This is a genomic window from Alteromonas sp. KUL150, from assembly GCF_009811475.1.
In the GTDB taxonomy this organism is placed as follows: Bacteria; Pseudomonadota; Gammaproteobacteria; order Enterobacterales; family Alteromonadaceae; genus Alteromonas; species Alteromonas gracilis.
This window is the reverse complement of the sequence record NZ_BLIJ01000072.1, coordinates 16902-34877: the sequence shown is the minus strand read 5'-3', so window position 1 is coordinate 34877 and position 17976 is coordinate 16902. Positions and strand designations below refer to the sequence as shown.

Genomic DNA, 17976 nt, shown 5'->3' with positions numbered 1-17976 from the left:
ATTTGCCATTGATATACATAGTTATTCCGAAAGGCTACTGATAAACTTATGACACTGTAATTGCGCTCGTTTAAACGTGTTGCATCCAATTTTGATCTCTTTTAATACTAAATAATTATCAAAAATGTGTGTATAGCGACTAAAGTCTTACTACGGCACAAAAAATTGTAATTATATACTACGCTGGATATACTCAGCGGTGCTTGAACGTCAGAATATTTATTCTGTTACAAGCATTAAAGAATAATTCACAAATTGTTAACAACTCAGTGGATGAGGCAATTAACAGGTTAAAAATCGAATTTACTTACTCAGGACATAAAAAAGGTAAGAAATTCATTATCCCCTACGGATTAAACAGGCATACATTGTGAAAAAGCAAAGACCAGTAAATTTAGAACTCAATACTATTAAATTTCCGCCCTCTGCTATTTCGTCAATTCTCCATCGTGTTACCGGTGTTGCAATGTTTTTCGCGCTACTATTTGTCATTTGGGCATGGGCAGTTTCTGTTCATTCGTCTGAAGGTTTTGCGAACGTACAAGCAATCATGGACGGTTTCCTTGGAAAATTTGTCGCGATTGGCACAGCCTCAGCGCTGACGTATCACATTCTAGGCGGCCTAAGACACGTTGTTATGGATTTAGGTCACTGGGAAGAATTAGAGTCGGGCAACACGAGTGCGAAAGCAGTAATCGCGCTTTGGGTTGTATTGACCGTAGTATTGGGAGTTGCATTATGGTAACCAACCAAGCAAGCATTAAGCGTGACGGCGTACAAGACTACGTCTCTCTTCGCGCAACAGCAGCAATAATTTTCGCGTACTCGGTTTTCATGGCGTGGTTTTTTATCACCACAGACAATTTGACGTTTGTTGAATGGCGAGGGTTATTCTCTGGCCTAGCTATGAAAGTTTTCACATTGGCAGCACTAGTAGCAGTGATGATCCACGTGCGCATCGGCCTATGGCAGGTGCTTACAGACTATGTTAAATCAGCAGGTCTGCGCGCTGGACTACAATATATACTAAATATCATCGCATTCGGCTATGTAGCTGTTGGCCTATTCGTACTGTGGGGAGTGTAAAATGAGTTTACCCGTTCACGAGTTTGATGCAGTAGTAATTGGTGCTGGCGGAGCAGGTATGCGCGCGGCACTGCAGATTTCACAATCTGGTAAATCATGCGCACTGTTATCTAAAGTATTTCCAACCCGTTCTCACACTGTGTCAGCACAGGGTGGTATTACCGTAGCACTTGGTAATTCACACGAGGATAACTGGGAATGGCACATGTATGACACCGTTAAAGGTTCTGATTATATCGGCGACCAAGACGCGATTGAATATATGTGTAAGACTGGTCCAGAAGCTATTATCGAAATGGAGAACATGGGTCTACCATTCTCTCGTTTTGAAAATGGCAAAATTTACCAACGTCCTTTTGGCGGCCAGTCAAAGAACTTTGGTGGTGAGCAGGGCGCTCGTACAGCAGCTGCGGCTGACCGTACTGGCCACGCGCTCCTACACCTTCTTTACCAGCAAAACGTAAAGAACAAAACAAAAGTATTCTCAGAGTGGTATGCACTTGACCTAGTAAAAAACCAAGACGGTGACGTGGTTGGTTGTACCGCAATCGATATCGAGTCTGGTGAAGTTGTTTACTTTAAGTCTCGCGCAGTTGTTCTTGCTACAGGCGGTGCGGGTCGTATTTACGCTTCAACGACAAACGCACACATTAATACCGGTGACGGTGTTGGTATGGCTCTTCGTGCTGGTGTTGCGGTTCAGGATATGGAAATGTGGCAGTTTCACCCAACGGGTATAGCTGGCGCGGGTACATTGGTTACTGAGGGCTGTCGTGGTGAGGGTGGTTACCTTCTTAACAAAGACGGCGAACGCTTCATGGAACGTTATGCACCTAACGCAAAAGACCTTGCTGGTCGTGACGTTGTTGCTCGCTCAATGATGACTGAAATCCGTGAAGGTCGTGGTTGTGAAGGTCCATGGGGCACTCACATTAAACTTAAGCTTGACCACCTAGGCAAAGACGTTCTTGAATCTCGTCTACCTGGTATCCTTGAGCTGTCACGTACGTTCGCGCACGTCGACCCAGTGAAAGAGCCTATTCCTGTAATTCCAACCTGTCACTACATGATGGGTGGTATTCCAACAAACGTTGATGGCCAATGTCTAACAGTTGACGAAAACGGTAACGATAAAGTCGTTAATGGTTTGTTTGCTTGTGGTGAAATTGCTTGTGTATCTGTACACGGTGCTAACCGTCTTGGCGGTAATTCACTACTTGACCTTGTTGTATTCGGTCGTGCGACTGGTTTACACCTTGGCAAAACACTATCTGAAATGGCACCAACACGTGACGCATCTGAGTCTGATCTTGAAGCTTCGATGACGCGTTTCAATCGTTGGGAAAATTCAGAGAAAGGTAAGGGCGAAGACCCAGTACAAATTAAGAAAGACTTGCAGAAATGCATGCAGCTTAACTTCTCAGTATTCCGTGAAGGTGAAGCAATGGCTGATGGTCTTAAAGAGCTTGGCGAGATCCGCGAGCGTCTTAACCATGCACGCCTAGACGACAAGAGCGCAGACTTCAATACACAGCGTATTGAATGTTTAGAGCTTGATAACCTAATGGAAACCGCGTACAGCACAGCAGTAGCAGCGAACTTCAGAACGGAAAGCCGTGGTGCACACAGCCGCTTCGACTTCCCGGACCGTGACGATGACAACTGGTTATGCCACAGCATCTACGATCCGAACACTGATAAAATGCTTAAACGTGAAGTGAATATGGCGCCTAAGCTTAGGGAAGCATTCCCGCCTAAAGTGCGTTCATATTAAGAGAGGCAACGATCATGCAATTAACTTTTTCGATTTATCGTTACAACCCAGAAGTAGATGCGAAGCCTCGCATGCAAGACTACACTCTAGAAGTAGAGGAAGGTCAAGACATGATGGTGCTAGACGCGCTACTTGCACTTAAAGAGCAAGATCCGACGCTTTCTTTCCGTCGCTCGTGCCGTGAAGGTGTATGTGGTTCAGACGGTGTGAACATGAACGGCAAAAACGGCCTGGCGTGTATCACTCCGCTTTCTGCACTGGGCAAAGGCAAAATAGTAGTTCGTCCACTTCCAGGTCTGCCAGTAGTGCGCGACCTTGTTGTTGACATGACGCAGTTCTATACACAGTACGAAAAAATCAAGCCGTTCTTGATTAACGACAGCAAGCAGCCGCCAGCGCGTGAGCATTTGCAGTCGCCAGAAGAGCGTGCAAAGCTTGATGGTCTTTACGAGTGTATTTTATGTGCCTGTTGTTCAACGTCATGCCCATCATTCTGGTGGAACCCTGACAAGTTCATCGGTCCAGCCGGTCTACTACATGCTTACCGTTTCCTAATCGATAGCCGTGACACTGCAACTGAAGAGCGTCTTAACGACCTTGATGATGCATTCAGCGTATTCCGCTGCCACGGTATCATGAACTGTGTAAGTGTATGTCCTAAGGGCTTGAACCCGACGAAAGCGATAGGCCAAATTAAGTCTATGCTTTTACAACGGGCTGTTTAGTACTATAGTCTGATAACTTTTTAAGTTATAGATGCGATAAGCTAAATAGCCATCCACTTAGGATGGCTATTTTTTTATATATTCTCCGTTATAACACTTGGTTATGCTGAGAATAACCTTATAATACATCTTGATTGTTAACTAGATTTTATAAAACGTAGCAAGGCAAATTAAATGCAAGAAAGCGTGATGAAAGCGTGGTGGGATTCCTCGCACATGGCAGGTGCCAACGCTGCCTATGTTGAAGAGTTGTATGAAACCTATTTAGAAGACCCGCAAAGTGTCTCTGAAAATTGGCGACAAATCTTCGATAACCTCCCCAAAGTCGATGGCGTAGAGTTAGAAACTAATCATACAACTATTAAGAATCAATTTAGGCAACTTGCTGCGTTAGGGCCAACAGCCCGTATGTCTAGTCCTTCAGTGCCTTCTGCGAATGTGTCAGACGACAGGCAAGTTAAAGTTCTCCAGTTAATCAATGCATTTCGCTTCCGCGGTCATCAACACGCAAACTTAGATCCACTTGGTCTTTGGCAACAAGAGCGTGTTCGCGATTTAGAACTTTCTCATCATAGTCTTTCTGAAAACGATTTTGATACCGTTTTCAACGTAGGTTCATATGCTATAGGCAAGGAATCTATGCCGTTAGGTGAATTGTTCAAATCACTTAACCGTACATACTGTGGTTCTATCGGTGCTGAATATATGCACATCACCGATACAGAACAAAAACGCTGGTTACAGCAAAAGATTGAGTCTGTTCAGGCAAAACCCGAAATTTCTCGCGATGAAAAATTAGCGATTCTTAAAGGGTTGACTGCTGCTGACGGCATGGAAAAATATTTGGGTTCTAAATTCCCAGGTGCTAAGCGTTTCTCGTTAGAAGGTGGCGATGCACTAATTCCAATGCTTAAAGGGCTTATCACCAAAGCGGGCACAGCAGGTACCAAAGAAGTAGTTGTCGGTATGGCTCACCGTGGCCGTCTTAATGTGCTAGTAAACGTATTGGGTAAAAATCCATCAGTGCTGTTTGACGAGTTCTCTGGTAAACACGACGACTCGCTAGGCGCGGGTGACGTAAAATACCACGCAGGTTTCTCTTCAGATTTCGCTACGCCAGGCGGCAATGTTCACCTAGCACTAGCGTTTAATCCGTCTCACCTTGAAATTGTTAACCCTGTAGTTATGGGCTCTGTGCGTGCACGATTGGCTCGTCGCAATAACGACACTAACACCGTACTGCCTATTACAATACACGGTGACTCTGCTATCGCAGGTCAGGGCGTGGTTCAAGAAACCTTTAACATGTCACAAACTCGCGGTTTTGCTGTGGGTGGTACAGTTCGTATTGTGGTAAACAACCAAGTTGGTTTCACTACGTCGAAAACGGAAGATACTCGTTCGACCCAATACTGTACTGACATTGCAAAAATGGTTCAGGCACCTATTTTTCATGTGAATTCAGACGACCCAGAAGCCGTTGCGTTTGTTACACAGCTAGCCCTTGAATACCGTAATAAGTTTAAGAAAGACGTAGTAATTGACCTAGTTTGTTACCGTCGTCATGGTCACAACGAAGCGGATGAGCCAAATGCTACGCAGCCGTTGATGTACCAAAAAATTAAAAAGCACCCTGTGCCACGTGCAATTTATGCCGACCAGCTAATAGCCGAAGGCGTAATTGAGCAACGTGACGCGGACCGCTATCTTGAAGAATACCGTGAAGCACTCGACCATGGCGCATGCGTGGTAGAAGAGTGGCGCCCAATGACTGAGCATAGTGTAGACTGGTCTCCTTACCTTGGTCATGACTGGGATACGCCATACGACGGTGCGCTTTCAGTTGAAAAGCTTAAAGAGCTAGGTGAATCAATCACCACCATTCCGGAAGAGCACAAACTACAGTCACGTGTTAATAAGCTCTATCAAGACCGTAAAGCAATGGTTGCCGGCGAGAAGAAACTTGATTGGGGTATGGCTGAAAACTTAGCCTATGCAACAATCGTTGATGCAGGTGAAGATATTCGTATTACAGGTCAGGATTCTGGACGTGGCACGTTCTTCCATCGCCACGCTGTACTGCACAACCAAAAAGATGCTTCTACTTATATGCCTTTACAGCATATTCGCGAGGGGCAGGGTGAAATTGAAATCTACGACTCTGTGCTTTCAGAAGAAGCCGTAATGGCCTTCGAATATGGTTACGCAACGGCTGAGCCTACGTGTTTGACCATTTGGGAAGCTCAGTTTGGTGACTTCGCTAACGGTGCGCAGGTAGTATTCGACCAATTCCTAAGTTCAGGTGAAGCGAAATGGGGTCGTCTGTGTGGTCTAACAGTATTGCTTCCTCATGGCTACGAAGGTCAAGGCCCAGAACATAGCTCTGCACGTCTTGAACGTTTCCTTCAAATGTGTGCTGACCACAACTGGCAAGTGTGTGTACCGTCTACACCTGCACAGGTTTACAACATGCTTCGTCGCCAAGTGGTACGCCCGATGCGTAAGCCACTCATCGTAATGTCGCCTAAGTCACTATTACGTCATCCTTTAGCGGTATCTTCACTTGAAGAACTAGCAGAGGGTAAATTCCACAACGTAATTGATGAAATTGATGATATCGATCCGAAAGGCGTTAAGCGCGTTGTAATGTGTTCGGGCAAGGTTTATTACGATTTACTAGACCAGCGCCGTAAAAATGAGCAAACAGACGTCGCAATCGTCCGTTTGGAGCAACTTTACCCATTCCCACAAGAAGAATGCGCTAAAGTTGTGGCACAATACAGCCACGTAAAAGATTGGGTTTGGTGTCAAGAAGAGCCTCAAAACCAAGGCGCTTGGTACTGTAGCCAACACCACTTCTGGCAAGCAATTCCAGATGGTGCAAAATTAACATATGCAGGCCGTGATGCATCCTCGTCACCTGCAGTAGGTTATGTATCCGTTCACAACCAGCAACAAAAAGCCCTGGTTGAAAACGCACTCACAATTAAATAAGGAACAGTAATGACAATTGAGATAAAAGTTCCGGTTCTACCTGAGTCAGTTGCCGATGCCACCATTGCAACCTGGCACGTAAAGGCCGGTGACGCAGTTAAACGAGACCAGAACCTGGTTGATATTGAAACTGATAAAGTAGTTTTAGAAGTTGTGGCGCCAGCGGACGGTACAATTGGTGAGATCCTAAACGAAGAGGGTGCAACTGTTTTAGGTGAGCAAGTTATTGCTAAACTAGAAAAGGGTGGTGCAGCTGCATCGTCTGAAGCTAAAACAGAAAGCAAAAAAGACGAAGATTCTAAATCAGATGCAGCGCCTGCGGCTTCTGGCAAAACCTCTGACGTAAAAGTTCCAGTACTTCCAGAATCAGTGGCTGACGCGACAATTGCAACGTGGCATGTAGCGGTAGGTGAAGCCGTTTCTCGCGACCAAAACTTGGTTGATATTGAAACTGACAAAGTCGTACTTGAAGTTGTTGCTCCAGCTGACGGTTCTCTTGCTGAAATCATTGCCGAAGAAGGTGCAACGGTTACTGCTGAAGAAGTTATTGCAAAATTTGTAGAAGGTGCTGCAAGCGGCGCTTCTGCTCCAGCGGCTTCAGAAGAGAGCGATGACAGCAGCGATGCGCTTAGCCCATCTGTACGTCGTCTACTAGCTGAGAAAGGCGTAGATGCGTCTAAAGTTAAGGGTACGGGCAAAAACGGACGTATCACTAAAGAAGATGTAGAAAAGTACCTTAAAGGTGGTGATAGTTCAGCGAAGGCAGCGCCTGCGGCTTCTGAATCTGTACCTGCAGAGTTGCCAACCGGCAACCGCACAGAGAAGCGCGTTCCTATGACCCGTCTTCGTAAGACGATTGCTAATCGTCTTCTTGAGGCGAAAAACTCTACAGCAATGCTTACTACGTTTAACGAAGTGAACATGAAGCCAATCATGGATCTTCGTAAGCAGTATCAAGACAGCTTCGAAAAGCGTCACGGTATTCGTCTTGGTTTCATGTCTTTCTACGTGAAAGCGGTAACTGAAGCGCTTAAGCGTTTCCCTGAAGTTAATGCGTCTATCGACGGTGATGACATCGTTTATCACAACTACTTTGACGTATCGATTGCTGTTTCTACACCACGCGGTCTAGTGACTCCAGTACTTAAAGATACTGATACACTGGGAATGGCGGGTGTTGAAAAAGGAATTAAAGAACTAGCACTTAAAGGTCGTGACGGTAAGTTGTCACTGGCTGAACTACAAGGTGGTAACTTCACTATTACCAACGGTGGTGTGTTTGGTTCACTAATGTCTACACCAATCATTAACCCGCCACAGAGCGCAATTCTTGGTATGCACAAGATCCAAGATCGTCCAATGGCTGTTAATGGTAAAGTAGAAATTCTACCAATGATGTACCTAGCACTTTCTTATGACCACCGTATTATCGATGGTAAAGAATCAGTAGGGTTCTTGGTAACCGTTAAAGAGATGCTTGAAGATCCAACACGTCTACTTCTAGACGTGTAAGACTTTCGTCTCACGGAATTGTGGTTAGGTGCTTAGCTTGTGTATGCTAGCTTGGCGCCTAACGCAACGCTGATATTTTCCCTATAATATCAGTCAAACTAATCAAGTCGCACTTGCGGCTTTTGTCTTACTAAAAATCGGATAGAAACACCATGAATTTGCATGAATACCAAGGTAAGCAGCTATTCAAAGAATACGGCTTGCCTGTTTCTGAAGGATACGCAGCAGACACTGCTCAAGGTGCTGTAGAAGCGGCTGACCGCATCGGCGGTGAAGAGTGGGTAGTTAAGTGTCAGGTACACGCGGGCGGTCGCGGTAAAGCTGGCGGTGTAAAGCTAGTTAAAAACAAAGACGACATTCGCGCTTTCGCTGAAAACTGGCTAGGCAAAAATTTGGTGACTTTCCAGACTGACGAAAACGGTCAGCCTGTGAGCAAAATCCTAGTTGAATCTTGCACAGATATCGCAAACGAGCTTTACCTTGGTGCAGTAGTTGACCGTACAACCCGTCGCGTTGTATTTATGGCTTCTACTGAAGGTGGCGTTGAGATTGAAACTGTTGCAGAAGAAACACCAGAGAAAATTCTTAAAGCTGAAATCGACCCAATCGTAGGTCCTCAGCCTTATCAAGCACGCGAAATGGCGTTTGCTCTAGGTCTTTCTGGCGTTCAAATTAAGCAATTCACTCAAATCTTCCTTGGCCTAGCTAAGATGTTTGAAGAGCTTGACGTTGCGCTTATCGAAATTAATCCGCTAGTTATCAAAACTGACGGTAACCTACACTGCTTAGATGCAAAAGTAGGTATCGATGGTAACGCACTATATCGTCAGCCTAAGCTGAAAGATATGCAGGATCCTTCACAAGAAGATGCGCGTGAAGCTCACGCAGCTCAGTGGGAACTAAACTACGTAGCGCTAGACGGTAACGTAGGTTGTATGGTTAACGGTGCAGGCCTAGCAATGGGTACCATGGACATCGTAAACCTACACGGCGGTAAGCCAGCTAACTTCCTAGATGTTGGTGGCGGCGCGACCAAAGAACGTGTAGCTGAAGCATTCAAAATCATTCTTTCTGATGACAATGTTAAAGCCGTATTGGTTAACATTTTCGGCGGTATTGTACGCTGTGACATGATTGCAGAAGGTATTATCGGTGCGGTTAAAGAAGTTGGCGTAGAAGTACCTGTTGTTGTACGTCTTGAAGGTACCAATGCAGAGCTTGGCCGTGAAGTTCTAGCGAACTCTGGTCTAGATATCATTGCTGCTGAATCGCTAACTGATGCAGCGCAGAAAGTTGTTGCTGCAGCGGAGGGCAAATAATGTCTGTATTAATTAATAAAGATACTAAAGTAATTTGTCAGGGTTTCACTGGCGGTCAGGGTACATTCCACTCTGAGCAAGCAATTGCTTACGGTACGCAAATGGTTGGTGGTGTAACACCAGGTAAAGGCGGTACTGAGCACCTAGGTCTTCCAGTATTCAATACTGTACGTGAAGCGGTAGAAGCAACTGGCGCAACTGCAACGGTTATCTACGTACCAGCACCTTTCTGTAAAGATTCAATCGTTGAAGCTGCAGACGCGGGTATCGAGCTTATCGTATGTATCACTGAAGGTATCCCAACGCTAGATATGCTTTACGTTAAAGAATACGTAAACGCTAAAGGCGTTCGCATGATTGGTCCAAACTGCCCAGGTGTTATCACTCCTGGAGAGTGTAAAATTGGTATCATGCCTGGTCACATCCACAAGCCTGGTAAAGTTGGTATTGTTTCTCGCTCTGGTACACTTACGTACGAAGCGGTTAAGCAAACCACTGACGAAGGTTTTGGCCAGTCTACCTGTGTTGGTATCGGTGGCGACCCTATTCCTGGTTCAAACTTCATCGACATCCTTCAGATGTTCCAAGATGACCCACAAACTGAAGCTATCGTAATGATCGGTGAGATCGGCGGTACTGCAGAAGAAGAAGCGGCTGCGTTTATCAAAGAGAACGTAACTAAGCCAGTTGTTTCTTACATCGCTGGTGTTACTGCTCCTCCGGGCAAGCGTATGGGTCACGCTGGTGCAATCATCGCAGGCGGTAAAGGTACTGCTGACGAGAAATTCAAAGCACTAGAAGACGCAGGCGTTAAGACTGTACGTTCACTTGCTGAAATCGGCAAGGCGCTTCGCGAAACTACAGGTTGGTAAGCTAACGCTTATTAATACGTTTAAAAGCCCGCTTTAAGCGGGCTTTTTTATACCTGTATGAAACACGCATTGCTTTAAATTGCTTGCAAACGTATTCACCTTGTTAAGGTGACGTTTATAAGTACTCTATTTTTATCAACCAAATAAATGAAGATAATTCTAATGAAAAAAACTGCGTTAGCTTGTTTCGCTTCCCTGCTGTCATGCTCAACGATAGCTGATGAATACCTGACTTTTTTTATGGCGGGGCAATCCAATATGGATGGCTATGGGTACGTTTCTGAACTTCCAAGCGACTTAGTAAAAGAACAAGACGTAATGATTTTTCATGGTAATGGGGTTTTCGACAATCAAGACAACGGCGGCGTAGGGAAGTGGGACAAACTTAAACCTGGCCACGGTACAGGTTTTAAATCGGATGGCAAAAGCAATACGCTTTCAGAGCGATTCGGAGCAGAGTTAACCTTTGCCAAAGCAATACAGCAGCAATATCCAAATAAAAAAATAGCCATTATAAAATATGCGGTTGGTGGAACTGGCCTTGCACTTAATACAGGTTACAGTAACTGGTACCCGAATTTTACTAAGGGTAACGGCTTCAATCAGTACGATTTTGCACTAGAGACAATTAACAACGCCTATGCGGTTAGTGATATCAATGGCGATGGCAAGTCAGACACGTTAAAACCTATGGGTATTATTTGGATGCAAGGTGAAGCCGATGCACACGCAAGTGAAGCGTCAGCCAATGCATACCTTACCAATTAACAACTATGATGAACTTGTTCCGTGCTGCACTTAGGGAAGATGATTTGCCTGTGGTTATCGGTAAAATCACCGATTCCGAAATGAGCGAAGAAGATATTATGCCTTACATCCATCGGGTGCACTTAGCACAGCAACTTTTTGTTGAATCAGATAACTGCGCTACTTATATGTCTAATTCTGATACCTATACCTACGGTGATGATCCTTGGCACTATACGAGTAAGAGTTTTATACAAATGGGGAAGGACTTTGCTTTATCGTATAAACAGAATGCTCAGACCTGCAGGACTTTTAAACGTTAGTAATTATTAGACAACCAAATTTCGCTAATAATATGGGGCTTTGCACTTCACGACGTTTAGTTTTTCGAAAATTTATTCCTCTTATGAATATTTCTCTTATAGTTTATTGTATTTCATTAGCTATCTGGAAATAGCCCCTGACCCTGCCACCACAATTTCTCTATTTTGCCCCTCAACGTAATGATCTCGTATTCGCGCAAGCGTTACAATGCTGTCATGTCCGAACGAACGTTATTTGGCAAAAAAACATCTCAGTCAAAGCCTGATGTGAAATTATATTTCATAAATATTTTACAATTTCACGGTTTTATTGGCTATATGTCGTAATGTTACGTTACTTTTCATCCTGCACTTGTTAATACTGTGTTGCATAAATTTTATTGAATACGTATGCAGGCAATTGTGCAAGACGTGTGTCCTCTATAGGATTAGCCCACATGATGTATTGTCATTTTCTTGTCATAAGAATAACAAAAAGACAACAACTATAACCGTATGGGACACCCGTTTTATGAAACAATTTAAACCCAACCTAATTAAAGCTGCACTTATTTCTGGCGGAATGGCGTTTGGTAGTGCACCTGCACTAGCTCAAGAAGCAAACACTGATTCTGTTGATGAAGCCAGTCTTGAAGTTATTCAAGTAAGCGGTATTCGCGGCAGTCTGCAGCGTGCTCAGGCAATTAAAATGGATAACACGTCAATTGTAGAAGCGTTATCTGCTGAAGACATTGGTAAGCTTCCAGACACAAGTATTGCTGAGTCAATCGCTCGTCTTCCAGGTTTAGCTGGTGAACGCCGTAACGGTCGTACTAGCGGTATCTCTGTTCGTGGTTTCAACGAAAACTATGTGGGTACTACGCTAAACGGTCGCGAGCTATTAGGTATGGGCGATAACCGTGGTGTCGAGTTTGACCTTTACCCTACGGAAATTGTTTCAAATATCTTAGTTTATAAAACACCTGAAGCTGGCCTAATGACTCAGGGTATTGGTGGTACTGTTGATATTCAAACTGTTAGCCCACTCAGTGCGCAAAAAACGGTAACAATCAACGGTACGTATGAAGCAAACCAAGAAGAAGCCGGTAACCCTGATTTTGATAATAAAGGTCATCGCTTATCTTTTAACTACGTAGATCAATTCGCTGACGACAAACTTGGTGTAGCGTTAGTCATCGCAGATATGGAATCACCACGTCAAGAACAGTATTTCCGTGGATGGGGATATGCAAATGCTAACCCAGCGAACGCTGCTGAAGGGGTTGAAGTTCCTGAAGGAACAGTGATTCTTGGTGGTCATGATTCATTTACGCGTTCAGCTATGTTAGAACGCACATCTGTTGCCGGTGTAATTGAATATGCACCTACAGATAATTTAAAGATTCAGTTCGATGCCCTTTACATTGATTTTGAAGAAAATGATGCACGCCGTGGCGTTGAAGAAGGTGGCGCAGAGTGGGGAACCGGTGCTTACACAATCACTGGTGTTGAAGACGGTCTAGTAACGTCAGGTTACTACGATGGTTTTCTATCTGTAATTCGAAACGATGCTCGTCAACAAGAAGCTGAACTTACTACCTTTGGTCTAAATGTTGAGTACGTTATCAATGATAACTGGACAGCAACGTTAGACATATCTATGGGTGAAGTGGACAAAACTATCACTGATATCGAAAGTTACTCAGGTGTAGGTCGTGCAGGAATTGACGGTCGCCCGCTTACTCCACGCGCATGGACAATGACATCTACTGGTGCAGTATACAGCGACCATCCTACTTTGGACGGTGTCGATTTAACAGATCCTAACTCAATCTATCTAGCTGGACCGCAAGCTTGGGGTGGTTCACTAACTCCAGTAGAGCGCTTCAGAAACGTAGAAGGTTTTGGGCCTAATACAGCACAGGACGGTTTCGTTAATGAGCCGATTTTTGAAGAGACACTAGATGCTGTTCGTCTTGACCTTGAGGGTTTTGTTGAATGGGGTGTATTCACTAAGTTGACTGCCGGTGTTAACTATCAAGAGCGCGAAAAGTCTAAAGACAATAACGGTGCTTATTTAACGTCGCCACAATGGCCAAACCAAGAACTGGTTCCAAACCCTATTGGTACAGCGGATTTAAGCCACATTGGTATCGATGGCGTAATTGCATACGATGGCCTTGGTTTGTACAGAAGCGGCTACTACATCGAGACAGAAGCGGAACTATTTGAAAATGGTCGCTTTGGTGACTCTTACACTATCTCAGAAGATATTCTAACTGCATATGCAAAATTAGACATTGAAACTGAAATTGGCGACGTACTGGTATTCGGTAATCTTGGGCTACAGGTTGTTAATGTTGACCAAGCAGGTACTGGTTTTAACACCACTACTGGACCAACAGGATTTACTGCGGTTACTCCAGTATCGGATGGCGACTCTTACACTGACGTATTGCCAACATTGAACCTGAGCTTCGAAATTGCTGAGAACCAGTTTATTCGTACTGCTTTAGGGAAAGTGATTAGCCGTCCTCGTATGGATGACATGCGCCCGAATAACACAGTAAGCTTTACCTTTAACGACCAGCAGATTACTTCAACAAATGTTGCTAATGGCCCATGGTCTGCAAGCGCGGGTAATGCACGTCTTAGACCGCTCGAAGCGAACCAGTTTGATATTGCTTACGAAAATTACTTCGCAGACTCAGGTTACTTTGCTGCTAGTTTCTTCTATAAAGACCTGACTAACTGGCACGTAGCAGGCCAGACTGTTGGCGACTTTAGTGAGTCTTACATTGAAGGTTTCCACCAAACGTCTGGTGAAACTGACATCAATGGTGATGAGGTACTTGATGAAAACGATATCGTACCACCAGGTACATTTAACGGAATTGTGAGCTTCCGTGAAGATGGACTTGAAGGGTTTGTACGTGGCTGGGAGCTTCAAGGTAGTCTACCGTTTGACATGATCCACGATTCACTAGAAGGGTTTGGCGTGTTTGCAAGTGCAACGTTCCTTGATGGTGAGTTAGAAAATGGTGAAGCGGTACCAGGTTTATCTGAAGAGACTTACTCACTAACCGCTTTCTATGAAAGCAATGGTTTTGAAATTCGTGTGTCTGGAACTAAGCGTGATGCGTTTGCTACAGAAACTCGTGCCATCAGCCTTTCTCTAGCACCTATCGAAGATAACGGTGTTAAACAGATAGATGCGCAGATTGGCTATGATTTCAGTGAGTCTGGAATTGAGTATCTTGAAGGGCTTCGTGTTACGCTTCAAGGTCAAAACCTGACTGACGAGCCTACTGTTCGTGTTAACCCAGGTGACAGTCGTCAAATTACTGAGTACCAAAGCTACGGACGTAACTTCCTACTTGGTTTCAACTACACGTTCTAAATAGCTATCTGCCGCTTGTTGTTAACAAGCGGCAGATAAAGAATGTTGTAAATGAGACGCTAGTCAATATTATGAAATTTCAAAGCCCCAAAACTGTAATATGTGTTGGGGCTTTTTGTTGTATAGCAATACAGGTCGTGTTATCAAAGTGTGGTAGGTCAGCGGTGTAGAGTGATGGCAGAAAATATGTACGATAAAGCTGTAAAAAAGGTAGTAGTGGTTGGCGGTGGAACTGCAGGGTGGATCTCTGCAGCAGTCATCAAGCGCTTAATTGGTACAGACTTAACAGTTACTTTGGTTGAATCTGAAGACATTGGAACAGTCGGAGTAGGCGAGGCGACAATACCTCCTATTATTACGTTAAATAATGTTCTCGGTATAGATGAAAAGGAATTCTTACGAGAAACCAATGCCACGATGAAGCTTGCCATCAAGTTCGAAAATTGGCGGGTAAAAGGCGAGGATTATTTTCATACCTTCGGCGCAGCTGGAAAAAGTTACGCTTTCTGTCATTTTCATCACTATTTTAAACGTGCACAAAAACTAGGGCTTACCGACTCAATCTGGGAATACGATTTGAACTACCTTGCCTGCAAAGCGGGTAAATTTGCTCATATAAAATCTCCAGATCCAATTATAGAAATGCCTTATGCTTACCATTTCGATGCGTCGCTTTATGCGCGCTTCTTACGCAAAAAGTGTGAAGCAATGGGAGTAACTCGTAAAGAGGGCATTATTCATGATGTCACGCAAGATAGTGAGAGCGACTTCATCACAGGGGTAACGTTGAAAGACGGTGAACATATTGAAGGCGATTTATTTATTGACTGTTCAGGCTTTAAAGGCCTTCTTACCCAGCAAACGTTGAACACAGGCTATGAGGATTGGTCTCACTGGCTACCTTGCGATCGCGCTGTTGCTATTCCTTCAGAGCGACTAGAAAAAACCTTACTTTACACTCGCTCCATAGCACACTCTGCCGGCTGGCAATGGCGTATTCCACTTCAACACCGTAACGGTAATGGCCTTGTGTATAGCAGTAACTATTATACTGACGAGCAAGCACTTGATATATTGTCGAATAACCTAGACACCAAACCACTGGCCGATCCTAATTTTATTCGTTTTAAGACTGGAAGAAGACGCAAGCAGTGGAATAAGAACGTGATCGCCGTTGGGCTCTCAAGCGGTTTTCTTGAACCTCTTGAGTCAACCAGTATTCACCTTATTCAATCTGCCGTGGTTAGGCTTATCCATTTATTCCCACACGAAGGTTTCAAGCAACGTCAAATTGATGAGTATAATAAGCAATCAAAGACCGAGTACGAACAAATACGTGACTTCATTATTTTGCATTATCACGTGAATGAAAGAACTGACTCGCACTTCTGGAAAGACTTACGAGAAATGGATGTACCTGATAGCTTAACGCATAAAATCGAGCTATTCAGAGAGTCTGGTAATTTATTCAGAGAACAAAATGACTTGTTCCTTGAAAGTTCTTGGCTACAAGTACTGATGGGGCAAGGTATAGCACAAGGTGATTACCATCCTCTGGCAAACGCATTGTCTGAGCAAAAACTGCAAGAGTTGATGCAAAATATTAAACGTATTAAGAATGAACCCATCGGAAAAATTGCTACTCATGATGACTTCTTGAAGCAGTTTTGTGGTTAGCCGTTTAGCATGAATGAACCAATGAACATTGTTATTGCCGGGGGCGGAACTGCCGGCTGGATGGCGGCTAATTATTTTGCACATAAATGGCCCTCGGACAAGGTTAAAGTAACCCTTGTTGAGTCTCCCGATATAGGCATTATTGGTGTAGGCGAGGGTTCTACACCGACATTAAAACGCTTCTTTGAAGAGCTAAAAATTAAAGAAAGTGATTGGATGCCTAAGTGTAATGCAACCTACAAAGTAAGCATTCAGTTTAATGACTGGAGCCCTAGTTCCGGTGTTAAACAGTATCGCCATCCCTTCATATCTCAAACAGATACGTTTACTCAGCGTGCTTTTGAAGTGAACTGCCGTACCCGAAGGTTGGGTCTAGATACTCACGTTAAACCTGAAGACTTTTTATTAAATGGTGTGTTGGCAAAGCAGAACAAGGCGCCGATTACTCCTGATAACTTTCCATTCAGGATGGAATACGGTTACCATTTTGATAGCGCATTGCTAGGCAACTATCTGCGTGATGTTGCGGTTGAAAAAGGCGTTACTCATGTTAGTGCGGTAATTAGTGACGTAGTACTTCATCCTAGCGGAGACATAAGTCACCTTGTAACAGAAAAGGGTAACATTGAGGGAGATTTCTTCGTCGATTGCACCGGGTTTTCTTCCCATCTATTGCAGCAAACCCTAGGTGTTAAGTTCAATTCTTACTCCGATAACTTGTTTAATGACTCTGCGGTAGTATTACCTACACACGCTTACGAAACCATTCCGGTAGAGACACAATCCACAGCACTCTCCAATGGTTGGTGTTGGTCAATACCACTTCAAAACCGCACGGGAAATGGTTATGTCTATAGTGCTTCACATTTATCGAAAGACAAGGCAGAAGAGGAGTTGCGTCGGCATCTTGGACTTGAAAACAACGATGTGGAAGCTAGACATCTTAAAATGAAAGTTGGGCAAGTAGCGCAGCATTGGCAGAAAAACTGTTTAGCATTAGGCCTATCCCAAGGGTTTATAGAACCGCTTGAGGCAACCGCACTTCACCTGGTACAGATTTGTATTGAGTATTTCTCCGATACATTTGAAAAGAGTGGCTTTTCTAGTAAAGGGAGCGCAGCTTACAATGCCTTTGCCAAAGAGCGTTTTGATCGAGTACGAGACTATATCGTCGCGCATTATAAGCTTAATACCCGTGATGACAATGATTATTGGCGAGCGAACAGAAATAACATGGTGCTGTCAGATTCACTCAAGTCATTAATCTCTACATGGTTCCAACGTGAAGATCTCACCAGTGAGATTAATCGTCAGAATATAGGAATGCACTGGGACTCTGTATCATGGCACTGTTTATTTGCTGGATATGGCGCGTTTCCGCCTCTAGAGCAAAATCAACCAGGCCGTGGCGATTTGTACAATGAGCAAAAAATTGAACATTTTATTAAAGGCTGCGCGTTAAATTTTAAACATCATAATAATGTGCTTCAGACACAACAAAGCTAATAATTGCAATCTTGAAAGCCAAGGACGGTTAGCAAGATTGTTATATTTATCTATAAGTAAAA

13 protein-coding genes are annotated in these 17976 nt (G+C 44.1%); all 13 read left to right on the top strand.

The window, feature by feature from the left end:
- Positions 1-370 precede the first annotated feature (370 nt).
- The 13 genes from sdhC to GVO62_RS17345 all read left to right on the top strand — a co-directional run bounded on the left by sdhC (position 371) and on the right by GVO62_RS17345 (position 17914).
- The gene (sdhC, locus tag GVO62_RS17405; protein WP_105931244.1) at positions 371-745 is read left to right on the top strand and encodes a succinate dehydrogenase, cytochrome b556 subunit; all 375 of its coding nucleotides are present in this window, start codon (positions 371-373) and stop codon (positions 743-745) included.
- Positions 739-1086 (top strand): succinate dehydrogenase, hydrophobic membrane anchor protein, encoded by a 348-nt coding sequence (gene sdhD / locus GVO62_RS17400; protein WP_105931245.1) that lies wholly within the window; start codon positions 739-741, stop codon positions 1084-1086. The genes sdhC and sdhD overlap by 7 nt, the downstream gene beginning before the upstream one ends.
- A gap of 1 nt (position 1087) precedes the next feature.
- A complete protein-coding gene (sdhA, locus tag GVO62_RS17395; RefSeq protein WP_159120329.1) occupies positions 1088-2860 on the top strand; it encodes a succinate dehydrogenase flavoprotein subunit in 1773 nt (590 codons plus the stop codon).
- 14 nt (positions 2861-2874) lie between these two features.
- A complete protein-coding gene (locus GVO62_RS17390) occupies positions 2875-3585 on the top strand; it encodes a succinate dehydrogenase iron-sulfur subunit (RefSeq protein ID WP_012518362.1) in 711 nt (236 codons plus the stop codon).
- Between the two features lie 174 nt (positions 3586-3759).
- On the top strand, positions 3760-6579 hold the full coding sequence (locus GVO62_RS17385; protein ID WP_159120328.1) for a 2-oxoglutarate dehydrogenase E1 component: 2820 nt from the start codon (positions 3760-3762) through the stop codon (positions 6577-6579).
- Positions 6580-6588: 9 nt separating this feature from the next.
- Positions 6589-8091, top strand: coding sequence for a 2-oxoglutarate dehydrogenase complex dihydrolipoyllysine-residue succinyltransferase (gene odhB / locus GVO62_RS17380; RefSeq protein WP_159120327.1), 1503 nt, complete (start codon positions 6589-6591; stop codon positions 8089-8091).
- Between the two features lie 152 nt (positions 8092-8243).
- Complete coding sequence (gene sucC / locus GVO62_RS17375) at positions 8244-9410, top strand: ADP-forming succinate--CoA ligase subunit beta (RefSeq protein ID WP_012518365.1); 1167 nt, start codon at positions 8244-8246, stop codon at positions 9408-9410.
- Entirely contained in the window at positions 9410-10282 is an 873-nt protein-coding gene (gene sucD / locus GVO62_RS17370) for a succinate--CoA ligase subunit alpha (protein ID WP_105931248.1), read from the top strand. Before sucC ends, sucD begins: the two co-directional genes overlap by 1 nt.
- Positions 10283-10444: 162 nt before the next feature.
- A complete protein-coding gene (locus GVO62_RS19630; protein WP_159120326.1) occupies positions 10445-11050 on the top strand; it encodes a sialate O-acetylesterase in 606 nt (201 codons plus the stop codon).
- Between the two features lie 5 nt (positions 11051-11055).
- Entirely contained in the window at positions 11056-11352 is a 297-nt protein-coding gene (locus tag GVO62_RS19625; RefSeq protein ID WP_173358600.1) for a sialate O-acetylesterase, read from the top strand.
- Positions 11353-11863: 511 nt separating this feature from the next.
- Positions 11864-14731 carry a TonB-dependent receptor gene (locus GVO62_RS17355; protein ID WP_159120324.1) on the top strand — a complete coding sequence of 956 codons (2868 nt, stop codon included), beginning with the start codon at positions 11864-11866 and terminating at the stop codon, positions 14729-14731.
- Between the two features lie 174 nt (positions 14732-14905).
- Positions 14906-16408, top strand: coding sequence for a tryptophan halogenase family protein (locus GVO62_RS17350; protein ID WP_236547221.1), 1503 nt, complete (start codon positions 14906-14908; stop codon positions 16406-16408).
- 9 nt (positions 16409-16417) lie between these two features.
- On the top strand, positions 16418-17914 hold the full coding sequence (locus GVO62_RS17345; protein ID WP_159120323.1) for a tryptophan halogenase family protein: 1497 nt from the start codon (positions 16418-16420) through the stop codon (positions 17912-17914).
- Positions 17915-17976 lie beyond the last annotated feature (62 nt).

What these genes read in the sequence shown, in the direction of transcription:
- sdhD (WP_105931245.1), top strand. Translation starts at nt 739, where the DNA reads ATGGTAACCAACCAAGCAAGCATTAAGCGTGACGGCGTACAAGACTAC.
- sdhA (WP_159120329.1), top strand. Translation starts at nt 1,088, where the DNA reads ATGAGTTTACCCGTTCACGAGTTTGATGCAGTAGTAATTGGTGCTGGC.
- GVO62_RS17390 (WP_012518362.1), top strand. Translation starts at nt 2,875, where the DNA reads ATGCAATTAACTTTTTCGATTTATCGTTACAACCCAGAAGTAGATGCG.
- GVO62_RS17385 (WP_159120328.1), top strand. Translation starts at nt 3,760, where the DNA reads ATGCAAGAAAGCGTGATGAAAGCGTGGTGGGATTCCTCGCACATGGCA.
- odhB (WP_159120327.1), top strand. Translation starts at nt 6,589, where the DNA reads ATGACAATTGAGATAAAAGTTCCGGTTCTACCTGAGTCAGTTGCCGAT.
- sucC (WP_012518365.1), top strand. Translation starts at nt 8,244, where the DNA reads ATGAATTTGCATGAATACCAAGGTAAGCAGCTATTCAAAGAATACGGC.
- sucD (WP_105931248.1), top strand. Translation starts at nt 9,410, where the DNA reads ATGTCTGTATTAATTAATAAAGATACTAAAGTAATTTGTCAGGGTTTC.
- GVO62_RS19630 (WP_159120326.1), top strand. Translation starts at nt 10,445, where the DNA reads ATGAAAAAAACTGCGTTAGCTTGTTTCGCTTCCCTGCTGTCATGCTCA.
- GVO62_RS19625 (WP_173358600.1), top strand. Translation starts at nt 11,056, where the DNA reads ATGATGAACTTGTTCCGTGCTGCACTTAGGGAAGATGATTTGCCTGTG.
- GVO62_RS17355 (WP_159120324.1), top strand. Translation starts at nt 11,864, where the DNA reads ATGAAACAATTTAAACCCAACCTAATTAAAGCTGCACTTATTTCTGGC.
- GVO62_RS17350 (WP_236547221.1), top strand. Translation starts at nt 14,906, where the DNA reads ATGGCAGAAAATATGTACGATAAAGCTGTAAAAAAGGTAGTAGTGGTT.
- GVO62_RS17345 (WP_159120323.1), top strand. Translation starts at nt 16,418, where the DNA reads ATGAATGAACCAATGAACATTGTTATTGCCGGGGGCGGAACTGCCGGC.